The following is a 23,987-nucleotide window of genomic DNA, read 5'->3' as shown; positions in this document are numbered from 1 at the left end:
ATCCGATCCGCAAAGCCTTATTTCCCTGAATGTTAGTTCTAACAAAACCTTACAGGATCTGATCTGTGGTCACAGAAGCCGCGCAACAAGTGCATGATGCACATCCGGGTTGCCCGCAACCAGCCCGTTCACCATCGGGGTTGGGTTGTTGTAGCGCACCAGCCCGGCGCGGCGGTCGCTCACATCACCGCCCGCCTCTTCGACAATCAGGCTGCCCGCCGCGATGTCCCATTCCCAGGTGCCGCGCAGGCTCAGCATCGCGTCAAATCGCCCCTCACCCACCAGGGACAGGCGATAGGCCAATGATGATCGGAAGGTGCGGGTCACCGGTGGTGCCTTGGCCCCTTTCCAGAACCATGGGTCCAGGTTGGGTTTGGCGGCCAGCACCGTGGCCCCGTCGATCTCCCCCCGTGTCGAAACCCTCAGCGGTGCGCCATTCAGCGTCGCCCCCTTGCCACGTTCTGCGGCATAAAGCTTGTTTGCGGCCGGCAGGTACACCACCGCCGCCTGCACAATGCCCCCGGTGGCAATCGCCAGCGAGTGGGACCAGTGATAGGCCCCTTCGATAAAGGCGCGGGTGCCATCTATGGGATCAACGATAAACACGCTGTCCGCATCCAGCCGTGCCAGGGTGTCTTCGGTTTCCTCGGACAGCCAGGCATAGTTGCGCGCGCCCAGAAGCTCGGCGTGCAACATCCTGTCCACGGCCAGATCGGCCTCGGTCACCGGGCCTTGATCGCCCTCTTTGTGCCAGGTCTCCGGGTCGTCCTGAAAGAACCCCATCGAGATCTCGCCCGCCGCGCGTGCGGCATCAATCAGAAGGTCAAGATCGCTCACTTACGCCCCCGCAAGAGTCATGCCATCGACCAGCAGGCTGGGCACCAGACGGCTCAGATGCGCCTCGGCGTCATTGGCCGGGACCAGCGTTTTCAGCATGTCGATCAGGTTGCCCGCAATGGTGCATTCATTGACCGGGTGAACAATCTCGCCATTTTCCACCCAGAAGCCAGACGCCCCGCGCGAATAGTCGCCGGTATTGGGGTTGATGGTCGATCCGATCATCGAGGTGACAATCAGCCCGGTCCCCATCTCGCGGATCAGATCCTCGCGCGATTTGTCACTTTGCGTGAGGCTGACATTGGAAATCGACGGGCCGGGGGGTGAAGACGTGCCGCGCGACGCGCTGGCGGTGCTGTCCATGCCCAGTTTCGCGGCGGTCGCCAGATCCAGCGTCCAACCGGTCAGCACCCCATTTTCGATGATCTTGCGGCGGCGCGTCGCCAACCCTTCGCCATCAAACGGGCGCGATCCGGTGACGCGGGCGCGGTGCGGGTCTTCGATCAGATCCAACCCTTTGGGCAGCACCTCCTGCCCCAACAATTCCCGCGCCCAGCTGGACCCGCGCGCAATCATCGCCCCGTTGGCGGCCGCCAGCAGGTGACCGATCAACGAGGCTGAGACCCGTTCGTCATACAAAACCGGAAAGGCCCCCGTGGGCGGCTTCTTTGCCCCGGCCATGGCAACCGTGCGCTCCCCCGCCTTGGTGCCAATTTCAACCGGGCTGGGCAGATCCGCCTGAAACACCCGCATTTCGCCCGCATAATCGCGCTCCATATGGGCGCCTTCGCCAGTGATCGCCACCACCGAGGTGCCGCGATTGGTGCGCCCGTAGCCGCCTGAAAACCCGTTTGAGGTCGCCAGATGGAACTGATGCCGCCCATAGCCGCCCGACGCGGATGAAACCTGCGTGATGCCCTTGACCGCCAGCGCCGCCGCTTCCGCCTCGGCCGCATCGCGCTCCAGATCCGCCGGGTCGGGTTCGGCAGACGGATCGGCCAGCTCCAACGGGGCAAGATCCCACGATGTGGCAATCTCATCGGCGCGCGCCAGCCGGATATGCGGATCTTCGGGCGCTTCTTTTGCCATCGCCACCGCGCGCTGGGCCATCTCGTCGATGGTCGCCTGTGACGTATCCGACGCCGACACAATCGCCTGCTGCTGGCCAATCAAAACCCGCAGCCCAATATCCACACCCTCCGAGCGCTCCGCATGTTCCAGCTTGCCGCCCAGCACGTCGATTGACACAGATGTCCCATCCACCGCCAGCGCATCCGCCTGATCGGCCCCTGCGCGTTTGGCGGCGTCCAGCAATTGTTCGGTCAGGGTCTGAAGTCGGGATGTCTCGGGCGAGGTCATGGCGGTTCCTTCACTGTGTCCTCTCTCAGGTAAACTGCCCAAACCCGTCCCGCAAGTCTGGCCTAAGCGAAAACCATTCGTTAGGCTAAAGGGAAGGAGGCGCGTAACATGCTGGATATGACGGGAAAAACAGTGCTGATCACCGGGGCAAGCCGCGGAATTGGCGAAGCCGCGGCGCATATTTTTGCAAGCGCTGGCGCAAATGTGGTGCTGACCGCGCGCGGGGCGGCGCAAATCAATGCCATCGCCAAGGCCATCGGCGAGGATCGCGCGCTGGCCGTGCCGTGTGACGTGTCGAAATGGTCGGATGTAAAGGCCGCTGTGGATGCCGGGATGCGCAAGTTTGGTCGTATTGATGTGCTGATCAACAACGCGGGCGTGATCGAACCGATTGGCCCGCTGATCACCAGCGACCCGGAGGAATGGGGCCACGTGATCGATGTGAACCTGAAAGGCGTCTATTACGGGATGCGTGCGGTGATGCCGATCATGGCGGCACAGGGCGGCGGATCTGTCCTGACGATCAGCTCGGGGGCCGCCCATAACGCGCTGGAAGGATGGGCGCATTACTGTGCCTCGAAGGCCGGTGTGCATATGATGACCAAGGCCCTGCACAAGGAAGGCGCGGGCAAGGGCATTCGCGCCATCGGCCTGTCGCCCGGAACCGTGGCGACGCAAATGCAGCGCGAGATCAAGACCTCTGGCATCAACGCCGTGGCGCAGCTCAACTGGGACGATCACATCCCGCCCGAATGGGTGGCGCGCGCGCTGTTGTGGATGTGCGGCCCGGATGCGGACGAGTTCAAAGGCGAAGAAATTTCATTGCGGGATGTCGAGATCCGCAAACGTGCAAAGGTATTTGGATGATCAATCTGACCAAGGAAAATGGCGTCTGGACGGTGTCCATCAACCGCCCGGACAAGGCGAACTCGCTCACCAAAGCGATGCTGGAGGAGCTGGCCCAGATCGCTCAGGATGCCGCAGGCGATGCCCGCGTGCTGATCCTGACCGGCGAGGGCAAGGTGTTTTCCGCAGGCGCCGACCTTGATGAGGCGCGCGCAGGCCTGGCCACCGATGATGTGTGGGAACGGCTGTCGGGCGCCATCGCAAAGGCCCCCTGTCTGACCATTGCGGCGCTCAATGGTACGCTGGCCGGGGGGGCGATGGGCATGGCGCTGGCCTGTGACATCCGCATCGCGGTGCCAACGGCCAAGTTCTTTTATCCCGTGATGAAACTGGGCTTCCTGCCGCAACCTTCAGACCCCGCCCGCATGGCCGCCCTGATCGGCCCCGCACGCGCCAAGATGATCCTGATGGCAGGGCAAAAGATACTCGCCGACGAAGCGCTCTCCTGGGGGCTGATCGACCGCATTGAGGATGGCGACACGCTGATGACCGCCGCCCTCGACCTCGCCGATCACGCCCGTGGCCAAAGCCCGGATCATGTGGCGAGAATGAAGGCGATGGTGCCGGCTTGATTTGCACCCAGCGCGCGTGCGGTCCGCCTGGCGCGCCTCCGGCGGGGAGTTTGAACCTTCTTGGAAATGATCCGGGGGATCATTTCAGGTAGCAAACGGGCGGAGCCCAATGTCTGGAAATAGAAAGAAGAGGAGCACGCCCCTCCCATCTTTGGTCCGGAAGTATCCCGGGGTGAGGCCGACAGGCCGAGGGGCAGCGCCCCTGACCGCGACGCGCAGCGGCGCATATCAACCCTGCCCGAGCGACGCGAGGCCACCAACAGCGCGCCTGAGCGTAAGCAAAGGCGCCCTTGGCATCCGGCGACTCACCGACGCCGTGGTCCTTTCGTCACCGCATAATAGTCCGGCGGGCGCGTCGCGACCCAGCGGATGAACTTCGCCAGGTCGGGATGCGCGCGCAGGGCATCGATGGTGTTATATACCCGCGCCAGCTCTGTCTCTCTTGCCACCAGATGGATCTGGTTGTGGCAGATCTGATGCAACAACACCGTCTCACCGCCCTTTCCCCCACGTAGCCGGGGCACCAGATGGTGCCGACTTTGCCTGACGTCAGGCGGGATCCCCCGCCCACAGAGCGGACAAATCGGATCTCCCCCCTTGTTCTCCACCTCCAACCCCCTATCAACCTGAGCAAATTCATTGCAGATTACGACGAGTATCGTCGCAAGGGGTGTCAGATGGAAGACCAACCGGAAATCGTACAGAAAGCTTGGGAATATATCGAACCGGTCTGGGAACTGGCGCAAAGCTGGCTGCTCTCCCCCGCCGCCTGGTCGCAATTTGCGCTGCTGGTTGTGGCCTATCTGGCCGCGCGCTACGCCAATGGAAAACTGACCCCGCTGATCCTGAAATACCTGACGCCGAAAAAAGGCCGGGGCGACATTTTTGCGAAGATCATGAACTTTGCGCTTCTGTTCCTGCCTCTCATGCTACCGCTGCTGGCCTTTGCCTTCACCGGGATCGGCGAAGCGGTCACGCGCTCTGTTTTCGGATCTGGTGCCGTGATTGCATTCGGGAAACGCATTTTCCTGTTCCTGGCTGTGCGCGCCTTCGCGCGTGAAATCCTGGCGGATCCGTTCCTGAAGCTGCTCGGCAAATACGTGCTGATTCCGGTGGCGGCCCTTTATACAATCGGTCTGTTGGATCCGGCGATGGAATGGCTGGACAATGCGGTTGTGCCGCTCGGCAATATGAGCTTCTCGCTGCTCTTCGCCATCCGCTTTGCCGTGGTGGGTGGGATCATCTTCTGGTTTGGCCGCTGGTCCAACGACCAGTCCGCCCAGCTGATCAAGCAACAACAGGACATGCGCCCGGCCACCCGCGAACTGGCCGCCAAAGCGGCCGAGATCGGTATCTTTGGCGCGGCCTTCCTGGTCTTGATGAATATCATGGGCGTGAACCTCACCTCGCTGGCCGTCCTGGGTGGTGCGATTGGTGTTGGGCTGGGCTTTGGCCTGCAGCAGATCGCGTCAAACTTCATCTCCGGCGTGATCTTGCTGCTCGAAGGGCAGGCCACCGTGGGCGATTACGTGGAACTCGATGGCGGCGAGGCCGGGACCATCGTGAAAATGACCGCGCGCGCCGCCATCCTCGAAACCTTTGATGGGCGCTGGATTGTGGTGCCGAACGAACATTTCATCACCACCCGCGTGGTGAACTACTCGGACGCGGGCAGCGCCAACCGCTACGAGGCACCATTTTCCGTCAGCTATGACAGCGACGTGGAAGAGGTCGCAAGGCTGGTGGAAGAGGCGGTGGGCGCGCTCGACTTCGTGCTGACCGACACACCCGAACACATGCCCGATTGTGAATTGCGCGCCTTTGGCGACAGCGGCATCGATTTTGCGCTCGAATTCTGGGTGGAAGGCATTGATGACGGGCGCAACAAGTTCACCCCGCGCGTGATGGTGCAGATCTGGAAAACGCTGAAGGAAAACAACATCGAAATCCCCTTCCCGCATCGTGTTGTGGAAGTGAAAAACAGGTCGAACAACGAGGCGCTGCCCGCGTGAAAACCGCACTGGTGATAGGGGCGGGGCCGGCGGGCCTGATGGCGGCAAGCGAACTGGCGCGCGCCGGGGTCCGCGTGACCGTGGCCGAGGCCAAACCCTCGCCCGCGCGCAAGTTTCTGATGGCGGGCAAATCCGGGTTGAACCTGACCAAGGATGAACCGCTTGACCCCTTCCTCAGCGCCTATTCCGGCGCCCCCCGGATCCGGGATATCACGGCACAGTTTGGCCCGGACGCGGTCATGGACTGGGCGCGCGCGCTGGGGCAAGAGGTCTTCACCGGCTCATCAGGCCGTGTGTTTCCGACCGCGATGAAGGCCTCGCCGCTCTTGCGGGCCTGGCTGTCAGAGCTGGACGGCCTTGGCGTGACCCTGAAACCCCGCTGGCGCTGGACTGGGTGGCAAGGCGATGCGTTGGTGTTTGACACCCCCGAAGGCCGCATGGTGACGTCCCCAGACGCAACCGTGCTCGCGCTCGGCGGGGCCAGCTGGGCGCGGCTGGGGTCAGATGCGGCCTGGGTGCCGTGGCTTGCGGAGAGGGGTGTGGAGATCGCCCCCTTTCAGCCCAGCAACGCCGGGCTGGTGGTGCAATGGTCTGACCATATGGCCAAGCATTTCGGTTGCCCGATCAAGCCCGCGCGCCTGACCGCAGGCGAGGTGTCCGTGCAAGGAGAATTCGTGATCTCGGCCCGCGGCCTTGAAGGCAGCGCCATTTACGCCATGTCCCGCCCGGTGCGCGAAGGGGCGAAGCTCATGGTGGATCTGGTGCCCGGACGGGATCAAGTCGATGTGGCCGCGCGGCTTGCAAAACCGCGCGGCAAAACCACGCTCACCAACCACCTGCGCAAACAACTGAAACTCGGCCCCGCGCAAATCGCCCTCCTGCAGGAATTTGCCCGCCCCTTGCCGCAGGAAGCGGATGCGTTGGCCGCCCTGATCAAGGCTCTGCCGATCCGCCATGACGGGCTGCGCCCGATCGATGAGGCGATTTCCGTGGCGGGGGGGCTGCGGTTTGACGATCTCAGCGATGGGTTGATGATCCGATCTTTGCCTGGTGTCTTTGCCTGTGGCGAGATGCTCGATTGGGATGCGCCAACCGGAGGCTACCTGCTCACCGCGTGCCTGGCCACCGGACGTCATGCAGGGCGGGCCGCTGTGCATTATCTGAAAGATTAGGGGCGCCTTCGCTTACGCTCAGGCGCGCTTTTGGTGGCTCACTTTGTGAGCCTGAGAAGGGGCGCTGCCCCCGACCTTCGGTCTCCCCCGGGATATTTCTGATTAGAAAATAAGGAATTGTTAACCACGTTTGTGTAGTTTGGACGGGCGGAACAGGCGGGGACGCCGATGGCCGTATTAGGAAATGAGGTCACTCGTTTCGGGGAGGTCTGCGGGCCTCCCTTCATTTTCTAATCAAATATATCCCGGGGTGAGCAAGCTTGTCTTGCGAGGGGCAGCGCCCCTATCTGCGACCGCCCAGCATGGCGAGGCGGATCAGGGTGCGTTCCATCAGGGCCAACTGCGGCGCTTTTTGCGACGACCGCAGCGCAAGATCGGTCTCAATCAGCGTTTCCAGTGCTTTTTCAAGGCGGTGCGTGCCCCAGTTCTGGGCCTGACGCACCATGCGGTCGCGGTTCTTGAAATGCACCGGCGGGCGCAGGCGGTTGATGCCCTGTCCCGGTCCGCCGGGGTCGGAACTGGCGGCGTGCAACGCGCGAAAGTGCCGGGTGGCGCCGATGCACAGCGCCACGGCGGCCGTGCCTTGGGCCTGCAGTTTCGACAGCACCGGGCCGATTTCGCCGGTTTTGCCTTCGGCCACGATATGCAGGAGCGTGTCCAGCTCGGCCTCGGTGGATGCAGGGGCCATGGCCAACACGTCGTCGGGGGTGACCGGGGTTGGGTCAGAGAGTTTGTAAAGCGCGAGCTTTTCAATGGTCTGGCGGAAATCCCCCGGATCAAGGTCGCGCGACAGGCCCATCAGGTCATTCATCGCCTCGCGGTCCACCTCGCCCAAACCTGCGCGTTTGAAATCAGCCTCGATCTCTTCGCGCGTCGGCGGGTCATCATAGATCCCGGCGGCATAGGCGTTTGGGTGGCCCTCAAACAGCTTGCGCAGCTTGCCCTTGGGTTTCAGCGACCCTGCGGTGATCACCACCTGCGCGTCGCCCTCTTGCCAGTCCTCCAGCGCCTTGGTGACAATATCGCCGATCAGATCCGTGGCGTCTTCGACAAAAGCCACACGCGGACCGGGGAAAAAGCTCTGCGCCTTGATGGCATCCGACAGCATCGCCGGATCCTTGCGCAAGTCCCCCGCCGGGATGCGGGTCAGGCGCATTTCTTCTTCGCCCTCGGGGCCAATCAGTGCCGCGATCAGTTCCTGCCGTTTCAGGGCCACGCGCATCGGATCGGTGCCGAAGATCAGCACCCCGGTGCGATGGGCCTCGGGCTTGGTGAAATAGCGCCCGGCGTCACGTGGGCTGAGCTTCATGCCCCCCAGCCCGAGAAGGTTGCCATCAAACGTGTGGTGATCTGATCGGCCAGCGACACCATCAGGCGACGATAGGCATCGCGTTCCACGGTGGCGGTCGATACGGTTGACCCTTCGGAAGAATAGGACGTGAAGTTCGACACCGCGCCTTCATGCACGACCGCGCTCGTGCCAACGGCGATCACCTGGTATTCCACCGCGCCCTGGATCTGGGTGCGGGTGATTTCCTGCGCGGGTGTCACGCCAAGGCCCTGGGTCTTGGTGGTGATCTTGTAGCTCAGCCGATAGGGGGCTGAAAGGTTACGGTCGAGCCGTTCCTCCAGCGCCTTCACAAATTCATAGCTTTCGCTTGTGTCGGGCGCATCCACGGCAACTGAACCACGCAGGCCGTCGCCCGTGCCGCCCGGTGCATAGACCGGGCTAAACCCGCAGGCAGCGAGGGTGATCACACCGCCTGCGAGGAGACTTGTCAGAAATTTACGGCGATCAGACAACCACATTCACAATACGTCCCGGTACAACAATGACCTTTTTGGGCGTCTTACCATCCAGCGCCCGGATCACAGCATCTTCGGCCAGCGCGATTTTTTCAACCTCGGCCTTGTCCATATCTTTGGGCACGCTGATTTCCGCGCGGCGTTTGCCGTTGATCTGAATGGGCAGCGTCACGGTATCTTCGATCAGCATTGCCTCATCGGCCTTGGGCCAGGGGGCCTGGGCCACCAGCCCCACTCCGCCCTGATGGGCCCAGATATCTTCGGCCAGATGCGGGGTCATCGGTGACATCAGCTGTGCCAGCGTCATGATTGCCTGCCGTTTCGCGGCCTTCCCGGCCTTGGATTTCGCCAGCGTATTGGTGAACCCATAGAGCTTGGCAATCGCGGCGTTAAAGCCAAAGCTTTCGATGCCCATGGTCACGTCATGGATGGCCTTGTGCATTTCGCGCAACAGATCCTCATCCCCTTCGCCGGGCGTGTCATCCATGTCGTGGATGCGATCACACAGCGTCCAGACGCGCGACAGGTGCTTGTGCGCGGCTTCTGCCCCCGATGCGGTCCATTCCACGTCGCGCTCGGGCGGGCTGTCGGACAGGACAAACCAGCGCGCGGTGTCGGCGCCGAAGGCCGAAATGATGTTCACCGGGTCGACCACGTTGTTTTTCGATTTCGACATTTTGGCGGAGGGAATCACGTCGACCTTCTCGCCGGTCTCTTTCACCACCATCGCTCCGTCGCGGTCCTCGACCTCTTCGGGGTAGTGGTAAATCGCGCGGCCGTTTTCATCGGTGCGCTCGGCGTTTTTGTAGATCGCGTGGGTCACCATGCCCTGCGTGAACAGCGCGTTGAACGGTTCCTTCGCGCTGTCCGGCAGGTGTCCGCAGATGTTCATCGCGCGGGCAAAAAAGCGCGAATAGAGCAGGTGCAGGATCGCGTGTTCGATGCCGCCGATATACTGGTCGACATTCATCCAATACGCGGCCTCTTCGGCATCCGTGGGCGTCGCCGCACCGGGCGAAGTGAAGCGCGCGTAATACCAGGACGAATCGACAAACGTGTCCATCGTGTCGGTTTCACGCTTGGCGGGCTTGCCGCAGTTCGGGCAGGCGCAATCGCGCCAGGTCGGGTGACGGTCCAGCGGGTTGCCCGGCACGTCAAACGACACATCCTCGGGCAGTTTGACCGGCAGGTTTTCTTTCTTCTCGGCCACCACGCCGCAGTCGTCGCAATGCACCACCGGGATCGGGCAACCCCAGTAACGCTGACGCGACAGGCCCCAGTCGCGCAGGCGGAACTGTTCCACGCCCTTGCCCCAACCGGCCTCTTCGGCAAATTTCACCGTGGCCTCAATCGCTTCTTCGCCGGTGGCTTCATCAAGGCCGGCAAAGTGATCCAGCCATTTCACCTTTTCGGTTTTGCCGGGCACGAAGGCTTCGTTTTCCACCGGTTGCGGATTGTCCAGTGACAGGAACGTGTCTTTCACCGGCAGGTCGTATTTGCGGCAGAAATCCAAATCGCGCTGGTCATGGGCCGGGCAGGCAAAAATCGCGCCGGTGCCGTAATCCATCAGGATGAAATTGGCGATCCAGACCGGCAGTTCCCAATTGGGATCCAACGGGTGTTTCACGCGAATGCCGGTGTCGAGGCCCAGCTTTTCGGCGGTCTCAATCGCCTCTTCGGTGGTGCCACCCTTGCGCATTTCGGCAATCTTCGCGGCCACTTCAGGGTCACGCGCTTCCAATTCCTTGGCAATCGGGTGATCGGGTGAAATGCCGACAAATGACGCGCCCATCAGCGTGTCGGGGCGGGTGGTGTAAACCTCGATCCCGTCGCCGCCATCCACGCGCTCGAACGAGAATTGCAGACCCTGGCTGCGGCCAATCCAGTTGGCCTGCATGGTGCGCACCTTCTCGGGCCAGTTCTCCAGCCCGTCCAGCGCGTCCAGCAACTCGCCCGAATAATCCGAGATCTTGAAGAACCATTGCGTCAGGTCGCGGCGTTCCACCGGCGCACCCGAACGCCAGCCGCAACCATCAATCACCTGTTCGTTCGCCAGCACGGTCATATCCACCGGGTCCCAGTTCACGGTCGCGTTCTTGCGGTACACCAGACCACGTTCCATGAAATCGATGAACATCGCCTGCTGCTGGCCGTAATACTCCGGATCACAGGTGGCAAATTCGCGCGACCAGTCGATCGACAGGCCCAGCGGTTTCATCTGGCCTTTCATCGTCTTGATATTGTCATAGGTCCAGGTGCCGGGGTGGCCACCCTGCGCCATCGCCGCGTTTTCGGCGGGCATCCCAAACGCGTCCCAGCCCATCGGGTGCAGCACCGAATAGCCACAGCTTGATTTATACCGCGCGATCACATCGCCCATCGTATAGTTGCGCACATGGCCCATATGGATGCGGCCGCTTGGGTAGGGGAACATCTCCAGCACGTAATATTTCGGCTTGGTCTCGTCCCGCTTGGCGGTGAAAATCCCGGCCTCGTCCCAGGCCTTTTGCCATTTCTCTTCGATGTCGGCGGCGGTATAGCGGCTCATCCAGATGACCTTTCGCATGTCTTTCGCGCAAATTCTTTCCGGTGATAAGCGGCAGGCGCGGCGGCGTCCAGCCTTCTTGCCCTATCCAAAGGGGAACACCCGCGATAATCTGCCGTAAACACGTCAGAATTATAAATATCGAGTGATCTTCGTCAGGCAGGCCCCATGAAACTCCTTTTCATCCACCAGAATTTTCCGGGACAGTTTGTGCATCTGGCCCCGGCGCTGGCCGCGCAGGGCCATGAATGTGTGGCGTTGACCCTGCGGGTAAAGGAACCGCAACTGTGGAACGGGGTGAAGGTGCTGCCCTATACGCTGGATGTGCCCAAGGATGCCACGAACCCGCATCCCTGGCTGATCAACACCAACACGCATCTCATCCGCGCGCATAGTTTCTTCAAGGCCGCCACCCGCCTGCGCGAGGGGGGCTTTACCCCTGATGTGATCATCGCCCATCCCGGCTGGGGGGAATCGCTTTTTGTGAAAGATGTCTGGCCCGATGCCCGGCTGGGTCTTTTCTGCGAGTTTTACAATGGCCCCGAGCAGGCGGAATTTGAGGGCGACGTCACCCCGGATGACATCCTGCGCCTGCGCATGAAGAACATCACCAACCACCTGCATTTCGCCATCGGCGATGCGGGCCTGTCGCCCACCCGTTTTCAGGCCGACAGTTTCCCGCAGGCGTTTCGGGACAAGATCAGCGTGATCCATGACGGGATCCGCACCGACACACTGACCCGCGACGACAATGTGGTGTTTCAGGCCGAGGGCACCCCCGCGCTGACGCGCCCCCTGACGCGCAATGACGAGGTGATCACCTTCGTCAATCGCAACCTCGAACCCTATCGCGGCTATCACATCTTCATGCGCGCCCTGCCGCGCCTGCTGCGCGAACGCCCCAATGCTCAGGTGCTGATCACCGGAGGCGACGAAACCTCCTACGGGGCGCGGCCCCCCGAAGGGCAAAGCTGGAAACAGATCTATATCGACGAGGTGCGCGGCCAGATCTCAGACGAAGACTGGGCGCGGGTGCATTTCCTGGGCCGCATTCCCTATGATCAGTTCACCAAAATGCTGCAGGTCAGCCGCGTGCATGTCTATCTGACCTACCCCTTTGTGCTCAGCTGGTCGCTTTTGGAAGCCATGTCCGTTGAGGCCGCCATTGTCGCCAGCCGCACCGAACCGGTGGAAGAGGTGCTAAGCGACGGCGAAACCGCGCGCCTGTTTGACTTTCACGACCATGAGGCACTGACCGACACCATCACCGCCCTGCTGGAGGACCCAGAAGAGCGTACCCGCCTTGGCCAGGCCGCGCGCGCCGTGGTGCAGCAAAACTACGACCTCACCACCTCTTGTCTGCCGCGCCTGCTCGACTGGGTGCAGATGCTTTACGACAGGCCACCCGCCCCGCCCGAACACGTGGCGCGCTGACATTAACGCGCTGACAGGAAAGCGTTTCGGTTTTAACCTGACACAGGGAAACCCCCAAACGCCGTAAGAGATATCAATGTCATGGGCGTCTTAGGGGCGTCCTTCCCCCCTTCCTCTTGCCGAAAATACCTCGGGGTGAGCCCGAAGGGCGAGGGGCAGCGCCCCTTACACTCCCGACAAGTTCCACGCCTGACAGGTCGAACAAACAAAAAGCGCGCCCCAACCGGGACGCGCCTTCACATTCCATAGTATTGAATGGCTTACAGCTTGCCGTCACGAATGCGCAATTGCCGTGCGCGGGTCAGGATCGCATCTTCAACCCTGCGCACTGCCGCCGTGCTGGCCGGGCCAGACCGCGAGTAAAGCGCCACCGTCAATGATCGCGCGTCCAGCGCCGGGTCTTTCACGTAAACCGTGGCCTTATAGGCCGAGCCACCACCGGGCGGACGACCATAATCAAAGACGATAATGCCGGTGAACGGGTCCGCCGCCTTGACGGGCATGAAGTTCAACGTCTCCAGCGCCGCGTTCCAGATATACTTGTTCACCTCAACCGTGGTGTTCGGGTCATCCACGTTCTTGAACAGATCCCAGATGGTTTCGCGCTTTTCCTCGGGCTGACGGGTGTGTTGCACACCGGCCTGCTGGGTCTTGCCGCCAGAGGTGCGGAACAGATTGCCGGATCCAACCGACCCGCTGCCACCGCCACATGCCGAAAGGGCCAAGCCCACAACCAGCAGAAGACCTGCCGTAGATTTCCGAAAACTGCTCATCAGAAAAGCCCCGTTATCCCAAAGTCTCTTTGTTAGTATATAAGCCCCCTAAGGCGGGCAAGCGTTTTCCCGACCTCGAAGCGTGTTTCAGCCAAGCGAGTCGCGGCAGGCAAAGGGGATGCGCCATTGGGGGCTGATGCCGGGCAATCCCTTTTGTTTCGGTATGTTTCAGTGAGTTCGCGAGTCCTGTGAACAAACTGTGGCAAAGAAGCACCAATATCAGCCCCAATCGATTTCCCACCCGCTGCTGCGCTTGCATTGCGACGCCGGACAAGGAAAAACACCCCCATACTCAATTCGGATTCCCCGATTTGAGGTGCACTCTTAAACACACAAGGGAAAACGAAATGAAAAAGATTCTCTTCGCTTCCACCGCACTGGTAGCAACCGCTGGCGTAGCTTCGGCTGACATCGCCTTCTCGGGCGGCGCAAACATGGGTCTGAAGTACAACGATGGCGCAGCTGAAGAGCTGATCCTGCACCGTGAAATCACGCTGACCGTTGCCATGACCGGCGAAACCGACGGTGGCCTGACCTTCGGCGCAGACATGACCATCACCGCTGGTGGCGTGGGCGACGTTGTTGTTTACATCGAAGGCGGCTTCGGCAAGCTGGCTGCTGGCGACGTTGGTTCGGCTGTTGACGCACACATCGGCGTTGGCGACCTGGGCTTCGACGGCATCGGCACCGACAACATCGCTGAAGCACAAATCGACGCCAACGACAAAGGCTCGCTGATGTACACCGGCACCTTCGGTGACTTCACCGTTGCTGCTTCGTGGAACGGTTCGACCAACCACGCTGTTGCACACGGCACCTCGGGCACCGGCGCTGCCGCTGTTCCGGCAACCTTCACCGCCGCTGATCCGGTTGTTCAAGAAAACGAATTCTCGATCGCTGCCAAGTACGCCATGGGCAACTACACGGTTGCAGTTGGTTACGACGAAGGCAACGGCACCGACGTATTCTCGGTTGGCCTGGGTGCTTCCATCGACGCCTTCTCGATCAACGGTGTTCTGTCGACTTCGACCGCTGGTGAATCGTACGGTCTGACCGCTGGTTACACCATGGGTGCCACCACCATCACCGCAGCTTACTCGAAAGACGACGTAGCTAACGCTGAAGGTTACGGCATCGGCTTCGGCTACGACCTGGGCGGCGGCGCCACCCTGGCCGGCGCTGTTGGCGAAGTTAACAACGTGACCGTTGCTGACCTCGGCATCACCATGTCGTTCTAATCCTCACGGATTATTACGAGGGAAGAGCGGGCCTTGTGCCCGCTCTTTTCTTTTGGGACATGTGGATAAACGATTCTCTGACGAGGTTTCCCATGCCCCTTGCCGATATTCAGGCCCGCATCACCAAAGAAGAAGCCCGCGTTGGGCATCCGGAAGGTTCTGCCAAGCTGATCGCCGTGTCCAAGGTGCAGCCGCTGGACCGCGTCGTGGCGGTGCTGGAGGAAGGCCACCGCGTCTTTGGCGAAAACAAGGTGCAGGAAGCGGCTGGAAAATGGCCGGATCTGAAATCCCGCTTTGACGGCGTTGAACTCCACCTCATCGGCCCGCTGCAAACCAACAAGACCCGCCAGGCCATGGGTCTGTTTGACGTGATCCACTCCGTCGACCGCCCAAAACTTGCCCGCACCATTGCCCGTATTGCCAAAGAAGAGGGCCACTGTCCGCGCCTGATGATCCAGGTGAACACCGGCGAGGAAGAGCAGAAGGCCGGGGTACTGCCGACGGATGCCGATGCTTTCATCGCCGAATGCCGCGAACTGGACCTGCCCATCGAGGGGCTGATGTGCATTCCCCCCGCCGACGAAGAGCCCAGCCTGCATTTTGCCCTGCTCGCCAAAATTGCCAAGCGCAATGGCCTGTCAGAGCTGTCCATGGGCATGAGCAGCGATTTTGAGCGTGCCATCGCGCAGGGGGCAACCTACGTCCGCGTCGGATCCGCCATCTTCGGCGAACGCGACTATAGCTGATCCGGTCCATTTCTCATTTTCTGGATGAAAATATCCCGGGGTTCAAGGGCTACTCGGAAACAGGCTGGGGGCCTGTTTCGCCCGAAGAACGGGCGGAGCCCTGGCCTCAATGCGGCGAGGGGCAACGCCCCTTCAGGCTCACGAAGTGAGCCACCGACAGCGCGACGGAGCATGAGCGAAGGCGCCCCTTGAGAAGAGGATGCTCCCGCGCCTGTTCTCCCTGTCGGTCGACAGGCTTGGGGGTGGCTCACTTCGTGAGCCTGTGCCTCCGGCGGGGATATTTATACCCAGAAAATGAGGATCAACGCACGAGGATGCGGCTGTCGGGTTGCCAGCGGGCGAGGATCCAGTTGAGGTCATTGAGCGCAAAGGCGATGCACCCTGCGGTGGGATATCGGGGTCTGCGCCAATTGTGCACAAAAAGCGCGGAGCCTTCGCCCGGTATGGCATTTGGCCAGTTCTGATCCGAGATCAGGAACACATCGTATAGCGGCGGACCCATGCGCAGCTTTTCATGGCTGTGCGGATAACGATGTGCGCGGATCAGATGGTTGTAGTTTGGATCTTCGGGCGCGTCAGACCACAGATCCTGTGGGCCGATGGGGCGCAGGGGCAGGGTGGTTGCCGGTGCGGCGCGCCGATCCGCGCGGTACATACCGGCGGGCAGCGTCCAGATGCCGCTGGGCGTGGCCCCGTCGCCTTCGCGCTTGTTATCCGTCATGCCGCCACGGCCAATGGCGCAAGGGATCTGTCGCCCCATGAACCGCGCACCCCAACGGGTGACGATCATATCTTGGCGGCGCGGCAATGGGCGCGTCACAGGATATGCCCGGATTTGCGCGCCTTGGTGGCGAGATAAGCGGCGTTATGCGCGCCTTCGCCCACTTTCAACGGCACCCGTTCTGTGACCTCGATGCCGGTGGCCTGCATCATCTCGACCTTGCGCGGGTTGTTGGTCATCAGGCGCACGGATGAGAACCCCATGGTTTTCAGGATCTCGGACCCGATGCCAAAATTGCGTTCATCATCTTCGAAACCCAACCGGTGGTTGGCCTCGACCGTATCAAAGCCCTGATCCTGCAGTGAATAGGCGCGCATTTTGTTGGCCAGCCCAATGCCGCGTCCCTCCTGGTTGAGGTAAAGCAACACGCCCGCACCGGCCTCGCCCATCCGGCGCAGCGCGGTGTTCAGCTGCGGGCCGCAGTCACATTTCAGACTGCCCAGCACGTCGCCCGTGAAACAGGCGGAATGTAGCCTTGCCAGCACCGGTTTGTCGCGCGGCGGGCGGCCGATTTCGATGGCGTAATGTTCCTCGCGCCCATCTTCGGGGCGGAAGATGTGCAGCCGCCCCGCCTCTGACGCGGCCATTGGCAGGCGGGCGTGCACAATCGGCACCAGGTTGAGCGCCGCCACGTGGTCATCGGTCAGATGCAATACGGTCAGAAGGTGATCCCGGGCCAGCTCTTCGGCCTCGGCGATTTCCACCACCACCGCCGCGGGCAGAAGCTGCGCCGATTTGGTCAGGGACACGGCCTGTGCCTCAAGCCCATCATCGCCTTCGCGACGGGTGGTCAGCGGCCCTTTCATCGGGTGGGTCAGGTCATCCGCCGGATCGGCAATGGCGGCAATCCAGCGGGTGTCGGCCTCATCCGGCAGGACAACCCGGGCCACCGTGTCGGAATAGGCGCGCGCCTTGAGCGTTTCGGCCCGCCTTGTGGTGATCGCCAGAACCGGGTCACCCAACCCACGCAGCTCGCGCAGCCGGGCGGCAGCCAAGGTTTCGGCGGCGGCGGCGATCACCGCGCGCCCGTTTTGCATCAGCACCACCGGCACCCCCATGCGCAGATCGGCACGGGCGCGGGCAATCAACTCGTTCAGATCCGGGATCAGGTCCGCAAATCGGGTCATGGCGCTCTCCTTGTTCCCATATCTAGTGCGCCGCGCGCGCGAGGGGAATGGGAAAGGGCGACGGTGGGGGCGTTACCGACGATTTCGGTAAAACTCTGAAACATTTCCCACGATTTGCTGAGGTTGGGGACACGAGGGCGTGAGCGTTCTGTTGCAAAGCTTGTCAAACCCGTGTGCCCGTCACATCTCTTGGAAAACGCGAAACTGAACGCACCGGGGGCTGACCGGCGCGGGGCGCCCAACGAAAGGGAGAGTTTGAATGTCGAATCTGAAGAAAATTCTGCTGGTGGATGATGACGAAGACCTGCGCGAGGCCCTGGCCGAACAGCTGTTGATGACCGAAGAGTTTGACGTCTTCGAAGCGGGGAACGGCGCCGAGGCGATTGTGAAGGCGAAAGAGGCGATTTACGATCTGGTCATTCTGGACGTGGGCCTGCCAGACACCGATGGGCGCGAGCTGTGCCGGGTGATGCGCAAACAGGGGGTGAAATGCCCCGTGGTGATGCTGACCGGCCATGACACCGATGCCGACACCATTTTGGGTCTGGATGCGGGGGCCAATGATTACGTCACCAAACCGTTCAAATTCCCGGTGCTTCTGGCCCGGATCCGCGCCCAGCTGCGCCAGCATGAACAATCGGAAGACGCCGTGTTCCAGCTTGGGCCGTATACGTTCAAACCGGCGATGAAAATGCTGATCACCGAGGATGATCGTAAGATCCGCCTGACGGAAAAAGAGACCAACATCTTGAAATTTCTTTACCGCGCCACAGATGGTGTGGTGGCCCGGGATGTGCTGCTGCACGAGGTCTGGGGCTATAACGCGGGTGTCACCACCCACACGCTGGAAACACATATCTACCGTCTGCGCCAAAAGATCGAACCCGATCCCTCGAATGCGCGCATTCTGGTCACCGAAAGCGGCGGTTATCGCCTGAACGGCTGACCGCGAAAAGATCCCTCTGCGCCGGGGTTATGGCGCAATCCTCCCTGTCTGACTGCCCGGGCTTCGCGCCCGGGCTTTTTTTCCATTTTTTGTCCAGGGGGAAAGCACTTCGGGATAGGCGTAGGACACATGCTCTTCCAAATTCATTCCGCAACGCCCGCGACATGGCTATCTTTTGCCGCGATTCGGTTTTGCGCGGACACAGGTTAAATCCAACCGCGTTAATGTGTTGGGCGGTACAGGCGGCAGGTCAGATCAAACGCCCGGTCGGCGCGTTGCTTTATGTCGTCTTCGGATAGGGCCGGCAATGCCCCCAGCGCCTGTCGCATCTGCACTTCGCCAAACAGCAGGTTGACGTAATTTCCTGCCGCGTCCTCTGCGTCACGATCCAGCTTGAAATGCCCGGTCTCGGCCAATTCGGTCATCAGGTCGCAAATCAGTTGAAACACCTTGTATCGGCCCAGATGATCAACCGCTTCGGCAAGTGTCCCGGTTTCAGTTGCATCGATGATCGCGGCACGGTTCATGGTGATGGCCTTGTCGTCGGTGGTGAAACGCAGCAGATGAACCCCCAACGCCCTGAGCGCCAAAAGAGGGTCAGTGTGGTCGTTCAGCGCCTGATCCAGAAACTGACAGACCGCCTGACCGTTCTCTTCGATGATTCCTTTGAACAGGGCCTGTTTGTTGCCATACCACGCATAAAGCGTCTGGTTTGACGCCGAGGCGCGTTTGGCAATCTGCAACATACTTGTGCTGCGATATCCCTTTTCGGCCAGCAGCTCCATCGCCGCGCGTTCGATTTGCCTGCGTCTTTGATCTTGTTTTTCGTCGCTCATATCCGGCTTTCAGTTTACCCTGGCATATTTTCTTGACGCAAATCGTACATCAGTGTACCGATAAGTCAATGATGTACACGCATGTACGATGATCACCCTATCCCAAGGGCAGATCTGCCGGGATATTTTAAAAGAACAGGAGTTTCACGATGAGAGTTTTACGCAATATCGCCGTCGGGGTCGCGCTTTGTGCCGCCGCGCTGTCCGGGATTGTCTGGTATCAGTCAGGCCAGACCGAACGTGATATTCAGGCCTTTCGCGATCGGGTGGTCGCCATTGCCGCCAATGCCCCTGCGCCAGAATTTGATGCCATCGCAATTGCCCGGTTGCCAGCCCCGGTGCAGCGCTATTTCAACTTTACCTTTCTAGGGCCGGTTGCCCCCCACACGGCCGTCCGCCTTGAGGCCGCAGGAGATTTCCGCCGCCCGCAGCAGGAGCATTTCGAACCCACCACGTCGGAACAGGTCATTGCCGTCGGCACTCCGGCCCTGATGTTTTCCGCGACCACGCCGATCTATCCCGGCATCTGGGCGCGCGCCTATGACTTTTTTGCAGAAGGTGAAATGGAAATGAAGGCCAAGATCCTGTCGACGGTCACAGTGGTGGATGAACGGGAATCGGAGGACCTAAACCGGATTTCCCTGCGGCGCTGGCTGTTGGAAAGCCCGCTCTATCCGCAGGCCTTGCTGCCCGGTGGACCGGTCACATGGGAAGCGGTGGATGATCGCAGCGCACGCGCGGTTATCCGTGCCGATGGGCTTCAGGCCGCGATGCTGTTTCACTTTGCGGCGGACGGCAGTATCACCCATTTGTCGGCGGAAGAAGATGGCGATTTGAACACGCCCTATCATGGCTCGGGTGAACATGTGACGCGGTCTGATTATCGCCGGATCGACAATATGATGATCCCGCATCAGTTCACCATTTCGCGGGCGGCTGCGGGCAAAACTTATCCGTTTTTCAAGGCTGAGCTGACCAGTATTTCTTTTGAATAAGGTTTGAATGATGGGGCGGCATGAAGGGGAGCGTGCCCCCCATTGACCGGCTTCAGAACAGTCTGCTGTCTGTAAAAAGGATACCCCCGCTCAATCCTCCGGCCGGACCGCCGCATCCCCCATCAAATAGCGCGGCCCGGCGCCCTTGTTGGCGGCCACGTCGTCGGGGTTGTAAAGCGCGCAGCGGTCGAGCGAGAGGCAGCCGCAGCCGATGCAGCCATCGAGCTTGTTTCTGAGACGCGTGAGGGCGGCGATTTGTTCGTCCAATTCGGCGCGGAAGTCTTGCGAGATTACGGTCCAGTCTTTTGCCGTGGGGGTGCGGTTTTGCGGCAGGCGGCCCAGCACCTCACGGATACGGTCGAGGGTGAAGCCAAATTTCTGCGCGATCATCACAAAGCTCAGCCGTCGAATATCTGATCGCAAAAACCGCCGCTGCCCGCCCGCGTTGCGTTCGGGCGAGACCAGCCCCTGGGTTTCGTAATAGCGGATCGCCGACACGGCCAAGCCGGTGCGATCTGCCAATGTTCCGATTGAGATTTCGTTGCGGCGGTCCATGGGGCGATCCTTGTGCAAGTTTCGAAAAAATAGCTTGAGCTAAAGTTAGCTTTAGGAATTATCAAAGGTCCAGAATCAAATCAAGGAGGCCAAAATGGCAGTTCTGGAACATGTAAACGTCACCGTCAGCGACCCGAAAGCCACCGCCGCCTGGTTGGGGGCGGTGTTTGGGTGGAAAATCCGTTGGGAAGGGGACGCGATGTCGGGTGGGTACACCGCCCATGTGGGTGACGACAGCAGCTATGTCGCGCTGTACACCCCCAATCAGGACATGAATAACCCGCAGCATTCCTACACCACCCGTGCCGGGTTGAACCATGTGGGGGTGTTGGTCGACGACATTGAAGCGACGGAAAAACGGGTCGCTGCAGCAGGGTTCACCCCGCATAACCACGCGGATTACGAACCGGGACGACGGTTTTACTTTGACGATCATGATGGGGTGGAATGGGAAGTGATTTCCTATCAGCCCGCCGCGTGACGGCCGGTTGTGGGCGGGGTCATGCCTGCCCACAGCTTCCCCTTGCACCTGAGAACAAAATAGGATCATCTGCGGGGACACCCAATAGACCCGGACGGAGACCCCCATGCCTTTCACGCTTGCCACCTGGAACATCAACTCGGTCCGGCTGCGTGAACCGATTGTGCTGAAGCTGTTGCAGGAAGAGGCGCCGGATGTGCTGTGTCTGCAGGAATGCAAAAGCCCGGTGGAGAAGATCCCGCTCGAGGGGTTTCGCGCGCTGGGGTACGAGCACATGGTGGCGCGCGGGCAGAAGGGATATAACGGCGTGGCGATCCTGTCGCGCCTGCCGATGGTCGAGGTCGTCAGTCACGATTTCGCCGCGCTCGGTCACGCCCGCCACATCGCAGGCCAGCTGGAGAACGGGGTCACGATCCACAATTTCTACGTGCCTGCGGGGGGCGATGTGCCAGATCGCGAGGTGAATGTGAAATTTGGCCAGAAGCTCGATTATCTATCCGAGATGCGCGATCATTTTGCCGCCGAGACGCCGGGGAAATCCATTCTGGTAGGGGATCTGAACATCGCTCCGCGCGAGGATGATGTGTGGTCGCATAAGAAGCTGTTGAAGGTGGTCAGCCACACGCCGGTTGAGGTGGAGGCGCTTGCTGAGGTGCAGGATGCCGCCGGTTGGGTGGATGTGACCCGGCAGGATATTCCCGAAGGACAGCTTTACAGCTGGTGGAGCTACCGGGCGCGGGATTGGGATGCGGCCGACAAGGGGCGTCGGTTGGATCACGTCTGGGCCACGCCGGACATTTCCAACGCGGCGCACGGGTCACGCGTGTTGCGCGATGCGCGGGGATGGGAAAAGCCTTCGGATCACGCGCCGGTTTTTGCCAGTTTTGATCTCTGATCAGGGGCTGCCGCGCCCTTTGCGACCTGACGGTCGGCAGGCTTGGCGGTGGCTCACTTCGTGAGCCTGTGCCTCCGGCGGGGATATTTTTGATTAGAAAATAAGGGTCAGGGGTGGGAATGTTCCCGGGCAGGGCCTTGCATGGGACGTGGGGTTGCTCCATCTAAAGGGCAACGCACGTTTACGAAGGACGCACCCTATGGAACTCGACCTCGGCCAAGCCGCCACCCCCGCCGCTGATCTGATCAAGGACAGTTCGGAAGCCACGTTCATGCAGGACGTTGTCGAGGCGTCGAATGAGGTGCCGGTGATTGTTGACTTCTGGGCGCCCTGGTGTGGCCCGTGCAAACAATTGGGCCCGGCGCTGGAGGCGGCTGTGACCGCCGCCAAGGGCCGTGTGCGCATGGTCAAGGTCAATGTGGATGAAAACCAGATGATCGCGGGCCAATTGCGGGTGCAGTCGATCCCGACGGTGTATGCGTTCTGGAAAGGCCAGCCCGCCGACGGGTTCCAGGGCGCGCTGCCGCCCAGCGAAATTGAGGCTTTCGTCAACCGAGTGGCCGACCTGGGCGGGGATGGTGGCCTGACCGAGGCAATTGAAGCCGCGGAAGAGATGTTGGGCACGGGCGCGGCCGAAGATGCGGCCCAGACCTTTGCCGCGATCCTTGAGGAAGACCCGAAATCGGCCGCCGCGTTTGGCGGTCTGGCGCGGGCGACAATTGCCATGGGCGATCTGGATCAGGCCGAAGCGGTTCTGAACGGCGCGCCTGCTGAGATTGCCGATGCGCCGGAACTGGAAGCCGCGCGCGCGCAGATCGAACTGGCCCGTCAGGCTGAAGATGCCGGCCCGGTGGCCGAGCTGCGCGCCGCGGTTGAGGCCAACGAAAATGACCATCAGGCCCGGTTTGACCTGGCGGTGGCCCTCAATGCCTCTGGCGACAATGAAGCGGCGGTTGCCGAGTTGCTGGAGCTGTTCCGGCGCGATCGCGAGTGGAATGATGGGGCCGCCAAGGCGCAGCTTCTGACCATTTTCGAAGCGCTGGCCGCCAATGATCCGGTGGCGTTGAACGGTCGTCGCAAATTGGCCTCAATGATCTTGGTGTAATCGCGAACGCAGGGTAGGGTGGGATATGATCACCGCTGCTGACCTGCCGGATACCCTGCCGATCTTCCCGCTTGCGGGGGCGCTTATGCTGCCGCGCGCGCGCCTGCCCTTGCATGTGTTTGAACCGCGCTACCTGGCGATGTTTGACGATGCGTTGAAAACCACCGGGCGGATGATTGGCATGATCCAAACCATGGGGGACGGTGACCGGATGCACGCCATTGGCTGTGCCGGGCGGATCACCTCCTTCACCGAAACCGAAGACGGGCGCTACATGGTCACCCTGACCGGCGTATCACGCTTTCGGCTGGGCGAGCTGCAGGAGGGCTTCACCCCTTATCTGCGCGCCACCATCAACTGGCGTGAATTTCACCGCGATCTGGGCCAGGCCGAACGCGACCCGGACATGGATCGGGGGCAGTTTCTGGACCTTCTGTCACGCTATTTTGCGGTGGAAGAGTTGCAATCGGACTGGGATAGTTTGAAAGAGGCAGAGGACGAGCTGCTGGTCAACGCGCTGTCGACCCTGTGCCCCTTTGCGCCCGAAGACAAACAGGCGCTGTTGGAGGCCCCGACGCTGGCCCAGCGGCGCGAAACACTGATGGCCCTGATGGAATTTGCCCTGCGCTGCGGGGATAAGGATGAGAAACTGCAATGACTGATGCCCCGAAATCCGATGCCCCGAAAATCGACCGCCGCATGATCGAGGCGCTGGTCTGCCCGGTCACCCAGACCACGCTGAGCTATGATGCGGAGGCGCAGGAACTGATCTCCAAAGCCGCCAAAATCGCCTTCCCAATCCGCGGCGGCATCCCGATCATGCTGGTGGATGAGGCGCGGAAATTGGAGGAGTGAGGGGTGGAAGT

General features: G+C 61.0%; 25 protein-coding genes. 14 read left to right on the top strand and 11 right to left on the bottom strand.

Features of this window, described 5'->3' with window-relative positions:
• Positions 1 to 69: 69 nt before the first annotated feature.
• Positions 70 to 837 (bottom strand): inositol monophosphatase family protein, encoded by a 768-nt coding sequence (locus ACP15V_RS09490; protein WP_424943447.1) that lies wholly within the window; start codon positions 835 to 837, stop codon positions 70 to 72.
• Positions 838 to 2,196 carry a TldD/PmbA family protein gene (locus ACP15V_RS09485; protein ID WP_424943446.1) on the bottom strand — a complete coding sequence of 453 codons (1,359 nt, stop codon included), beginning with the start codon at positions 2,194 to 2,196 and terminating at the stop codon, positions 838 to 840.
• Between the two features lie 111 nt (positions 2,197 to 2,307).
• Between ACP15V_RS09485 and ACP15V_RS09480 the strand changes: the two genes are divergently transcribed.
• Together ACP15V_RS09480 and ACP15V_RS09475 are read left to right on the top strand one after the other, a co-directional pair.
• Positions 2,308 to 3,063, top strand: a complete 756-nt coding sequence (locus ACP15V_RS09480; protein ID WP_424943843.1) for an SDR family oxidoreductase — start codon at positions 2,308 to 2,310, stop codon at positions 3,061 to 3,063.
• Positions 3,060 to 3,674 (top strand): enoyl-CoA hydratase/isomerase family protein, encoded by a 615-nt coding sequence (locus tag ACP15V_RS09475; RefSeq protein ID WP_424943445.1) that lies wholly within the window; start codon positions 3,060 to 3,062, stop codon positions 3,672 to 3,674. Before ACP15V_RS09480 ends, ACP15V_RS09475 begins: the two co-directional genes overlap by 4 nt.
• 305 nt (positions 3,675 to 3,979) lie before the next feature.
• Here ACP15V_RS09475 and ACP15V_RS09470 read toward each other — a convergent pair whose 3' ends face one another.
• Positions 3,980 to 4,198, bottom strand: coding sequence for an HNH endonuclease (locus ACP15V_RS09470; protein WP_424943444.1), 219 nt, complete (start codon positions 4,196 to 4,198; stop codon positions 3,980 to 3,982).
• A gap of 153 nt (positions 4,199 to 4,351) precedes the next feature.
• Between ACP15V_RS09470 and ACP15V_RS09465 the strand changes: the two genes are divergently transcribed.
• Positions 4,352 to 5,686 carry a mechanosensitive ion channel family protein gene (locus tag ACP15V_RS09465; protein WP_424943443.1) on the top strand — a complete coding sequence of 445 codons (1,335 nt, stop codon included), beginning with the start codon at positions 4,352 to 4,354 and terminating at the stop codon, positions 5,684 to 5,686.
• Positions 5,683 to 6,858, top strand: a complete 1,176-nt coding sequence (locus ACP15V_RS09460; protein WP_424943442.1) for a TIGR03862 family flavoprotein — start codon at positions 5,683 to 5,685, stop codon at positions 6,856 to 6,858. Before ACP15V_RS09465 ends, ACP15V_RS09460 begins: the two co-directional genes overlap by 4 nt.
• Before the next feature lie 283 nt (positions 6,859 to 7,141).
• On the opposite strand, the gene holA is transcribed toward ACP15V_RS09460, so the two are convergent.
• From holA to leuS, 3 genes are read right to left on the bottom strand one after another with little or no spacing between them, the layout of a single operon-like run.
• Entirely contained in the window at positions 7,142 to 8,167 is a 1,026-nt protein-coding gene (gene holA / locus ACP15V_RS09455; protein ID WP_424943441.1) for a DNA polymerase III subunit delta, read from the bottom strand.
• Positions 8,164 to 8,616, bottom strand: coding sequence for an LPS assembly lipoprotein LptE (gene lptE / locus ACP15V_RS09450; protein WP_424943440.1), 453 nt, complete (start codon positions 8,614 to 8,616; stop codon positions 8,164 to 8,166). The genes holA and lptE overlap by 4 nt, the downstream gene beginning before the upstream one ends.
• Positions 8,617 to 8,653: 37 nt before the next feature.
• A complete protein-coding gene (leuS, locus tag ACP15V_RS09445) occupies positions 8,654 to 11,212 on the bottom strand; it encodes a leucine--tRNA ligase (protein ID WP_424943842.1) in 2,559 nt (852 codons plus the stop codon).
• Positions 11,213 to 11,377: 165 nt separating this feature from the next.
• Between leuS and ACP15V_RS09440 the strand changes: the two genes are divergently transcribed.
• Positions 11,378 to 12,643 (top strand): glycosyltransferase, encoded by a 1,266-nt coding sequence (locus ACP15V_RS09440; protein ID WP_424943439.1) that lies wholly within the window; start codon positions 11,378 to 11,380, stop codon positions 12,641 to 12,643.
• A gap of 260 nt (positions 12,644 to 12,903) precedes the next feature.
• Here ACP15V_RS09440 and ACP15V_RS09435 read toward each other — a convergent pair whose 3' ends face one another.
• Positions 12,904 to 13,416 carry a DUF3576 domain-containing protein gene (locus ACP15V_RS09435; RefSeq protein ID WP_424943438.1) on the bottom strand — a complete coding sequence of 171 codons (513 nt, stop codon included), beginning with the start codon at positions 13,414 to 13,416 and terminating at the stop codon, positions 12,904 to 12,906.
• Between the two features lie 347 nt (positions 13,417 to 13,763).
• Between ACP15V_RS09435 and ACP15V_RS09430 the strand changes: the two genes are divergently transcribed.
• Together ACP15V_RS09430 and ACP15V_RS09425 are read left to right on the top strand one after the other, a co-directional pair.
• Complete coding sequence (locus ACP15V_RS09430) at positions 13,764 to 14,654, top strand: porin (protein ID WP_424943437.1); 891 nt, start codon at positions 13,764 to 13,766, stop codon at positions 14,652 to 14,654.
• Between the two features lie 92 nt (positions 14,655 to 14,746).
• A complete protein-coding gene (locus ACP15V_RS09425) occupies positions 14,747 to 15,400 on the top strand; it encodes a YggS family pyridoxal phosphate-dependent enzyme (RefSeq protein WP_424943436.1) in 654 nt (217 codons plus the stop codon).
• 301 nt (positions 15,401 to 15,701) lie between these two features.
• Here ACP15V_RS09425 and ACP15V_RS09420 read toward each other — a convergent pair whose 3' ends face one another.
• Entirely contained in the window at positions 15,702 to 16,190 is a 489-nt protein-coding gene (locus ACP15V_RS09420) for a L,D-transpeptidase family protein (protein WP_424943435.1), read from the bottom strand.
• Between the two features lie 26 nt (positions 16,191 to 16,216).
• Complete coding sequence (gene ribA / locus ACP15V_RS09415; protein ID WP_424943434.1) at positions 16,217 to 17,308, bottom strand: GTP cyclohydrolase II; 1,092 nt, start codon at positions 17,306 to 17,308, stop codon at positions 16,217 to 16,219.
• Positions 17,309 to 17,567: 259 nt separating this feature from the next.
• Between ribA and ACP15V_RS09410 the strand changes: the two genes are divergently transcribed.
• Complete coding sequence (locus ACP15V_RS09410; protein WP_424943433.1) at positions 17,568 to 18,254, top strand: response regulator transcription factor; 687 nt, start codon at positions 17,568 to 17,570, stop codon at positions 18,252 to 18,254.
• A 221-nt stretch (positions 18,255 to 18,475) separates the two neighbouring features.
• Here the strand turns inward: ACP15V_RS09410 and ACP15V_RS09405 are convergent, their stop codons facing one another.
• Positions 18,476 to 19,090 carry a TetR/AcrR family transcriptional regulator gene (locus ACP15V_RS09405; RefSeq protein ID WP_424943432.1) on the bottom strand — a complete coding sequence of 205 codons (615 nt, stop codon included), beginning with the start codon at positions 19,088 to 19,090 and terminating at the stop codon, positions 18,476 to 18,478.
• A gap of 149 nt (positions 19,091 to 19,239) precedes the next feature.
• On the opposite strand from ACP15V_RS09405, the gene ACP15V_RS09400 reads away from it, so the two are divergent.
• A complete protein-coding gene (locus tag ACP15V_RS09400) occupies positions 19,240 to 20,085 on the top strand; it encodes a DUF6920 family protein (protein WP_424943431.1) in 846 nt (281 codons plus the stop codon).
• Between the two features lie 90 nt (positions 20,086 to 20,175).
• On the opposite strand, the gene soxR is transcribed toward ACP15V_RS09400, so the two are convergent.
• Positions 20,176 to 20,640: a redox-sensitive transcriptional activator SoxR gene (gene soxR, locus ACP15V_RS09395; RefSeq protein ID WP_424943430.1), complete on the bottom strand. Its 465-nt coding sequence runs from the start codon at positions 20,638 to 20,640 to the stop codon at positions 20,176 to 20,178.
• Positions 20,641 to 20,734: 94 nt separating this feature from the next.
• Between soxR and ACP15V_RS09390 the strand changes: the two genes are divergently transcribed.
• The 5 genes from ACP15V_RS09390 to ACP15V_RS09370 all read left to right on the top strand — a co-directional run bounded on the left by ACP15V_RS09390 (position 20,735) and on the right by ACP15V_RS09370 (position 23,976).
• Positions 20,735 to 21,121 carry a VOC family protein gene (locus tag ACP15V_RS09390; RefSeq protein ID WP_424943429.1) on the top strand — a complete coding sequence of 129 codons (387 nt, stop codon included), beginning with the start codon at positions 20,735 to 20,737 and terminating at the stop codon, positions 21,119 to 21,121.
• A 106-nt stretch (positions 21,122 to 21,227) separates the two neighbouring features.
• A complete protein-coding gene (locus ACP15V_RS09385) occupies positions 21,228 to 22,016 on the top strand; it encodes an exodeoxyribonuclease III (protein ID WP_424943428.1) in 789 nt (262 codons plus the stop codon).
• Between the two features lie 199 nt (positions 22,017 to 22,215).
• Positions 22,216 to 23,121: a tetratricopeptide repeat protein gene (locus tag ACP15V_RS09380; protein WP_424943427.1), complete on the top strand. Its 906-nt coding sequence runs from the start codon at positions 22,216 to 22,218 to the stop codon at positions 23,119 to 23,121.
• 25 nt (positions 23,122 to 23,146) lie between these two features.
• The gene (locus tag ACP15V_RS09375; protein ID WP_424943426.1) at positions 23,147 to 23,779 is read left to right on the top strand and encodes an LON peptidase substrate-binding domain-containing protein; all 633 of its coding nucleotides are present in this window, start codon (positions 23,147 to 23,149) and stop codon (positions 23,777 to 23,779) included.
• A complete protein-coding gene (locus ACP15V_RS09370; RefSeq protein ID WP_424943425.1) occupies positions 23,776 to 23,976 on the top strand; it encodes a Trm112 family protein in 201 nt (66 codons plus the stop codon). The genes ACP15V_RS09375 and ACP15V_RS09370 overlap by 4 nt, the downstream gene beginning before the upstream one ends.
• Positions 23,977 to 23,987 lie beyond the last annotated feature (11 nt).

Origin of the sequence: Aliiroseovarius crassostreae, assembly GCF_049803815.1 — a bacterium.
Taxonomy (GTDB): Bacteria; Pseudomonadota; Alphaproteobacteria; order Rhodobacterales; family Rhodobacteraceae; genus Aliiroseovarius; species Aliiroseovarius crassostreae_A.
Note: the sequence above shows the minus strand (reverse complement) of the source record. Positions and strands in the feature narration are given on the sequence as shown.

Coding starts and splice junctions, on each gene's coding strand:
- ribA (WP_424943434.1), bottom strand. CDS start 17,308: ATGACCCGATTTGCGGACCTGATCCCGGATCTGAACGAGTTGATTGCC.
- leuS (WP_424943842.1), bottom strand. CDS start 11,212: ATGAGCCGCTATACCGCCGCCGACATCGAAGAGAAATGGCAAAAGGCC.
- ACP15V_RS09435 (WP_424943438.1), bottom strand. CDS start 13,416: ATGAGCAGTTTTCGGAAATCTACGGCAGGTCTTCTGCTGGTTGTGGGC.
- ACP15V_RS09475 (WP_424943445.1), top strand. CDS start 3,060: ATGATCAATCTGACCAAGGAAAATGGCGTCTGGACGGTGTCCATCAAC.
- ACP15V_RS09425 (WP_424943436.1), top strand. CDS start 14,747: ATGCCCCTTGCCGATATTCAGGCCCGCATCACCAAAGAAGAAGCCCGC.
- ACP15V_RS09400 (WP_424943431.1), top strand. CDS start 19,240: ATGAGAGTTTTACGCAATATCGCCGTCGGGGTCGCGCTTTGTGCCGCC.
- ACP15V_RS09385 (WP_424943428.1), top strand. CDS start 21,228: ATGCCTTTCACGCTTGCCACCTGGAACATCAACTCGGTCCGGCTGCGT.
- ACP15V_RS09405 (WP_424943432.1), bottom strand. CDS start 19,090: ATGAGCGACGAAAAACAAGATCAAAGACGCAGGCAAATCGAACGCGCG.
- ACP15V_RS09465 (WP_424943443.1), top strand. CDS start 4,352: ATGGAAGACCAACCGGAAATCGTACAGAAAGCTTGGGAATATATCGAA.
- ACP15V_RS09410 (WP_424943433.1), top strand. CDS start 17,568: ATGTCGAATCTGAAGAAAATTCTGCTGGTGGATGATGACGAAGACCTG.
- ACP15V_RS09430 (WP_424943437.1), top strand. CDS start 13,764: ATGAAAAAGATTCTCTTCGCTTCCACCGCACTGGTAGCAACCGCTGGC.
- ACP15V_RS09370 (WP_424943425.1), top strand. CDS start 23,776: ATGACTGATGCCCCGAAATCCGATGCCCCGAAAATCGACCGCCGCATG.
- ACP15V_RS09390 (WP_424943429.1), top strand. CDS start 20,735: ATGGCAGTTCTGGAACATGTAAACGTCACCGTCAGCGACCCGAAAGCC.
- holA (WP_424943441.1), bottom strand. CDS start 8,167: ATGAAGCTCAGCCCACGTGACGCCGGGCGCTATTTCACCAAGCCCGAG.
- ACP15V_RS09420 (WP_424943435.1), bottom strand. CDS start 16,190: ATGATCGTCACCCGTTGGGGTGCGCGGTTCATGGGGCGACAGATCCCT.
- soxR (WP_424943430.1), bottom strand. CDS start 20,640: ATGGACCGCCGCAACGAAATCTCAATCGGAACATTGGCAGATCGCACC.
- ACP15V_RS09440 (WP_424943439.1), top strand. CDS start 11,378: ATGAAACTCCTTTTCATCCACCAGAATTTTCCGGGACAGTTTGTGCAT.
- ACP15V_RS09380 (WP_424943427.1), top strand. CDS start 22,216: ATGGAACTCGACCTCGGCCAAGCCGCCACCCCCGCCGCTGATCTGATC.
- ACP15V_RS09485 (WP_424943446.1), bottom strand. CDS start 2,196: ATGACCTCGCCCGAGACATCCCGACTTCAGACCCTGACCGAACAATTG.
- ACP15V_RS09375 (WP_424943426.1), top strand. CDS start 23,147: ATGATCACCGCTGCTGACCTGCCGGATACCCTGCCGATCTTCCCGCTT.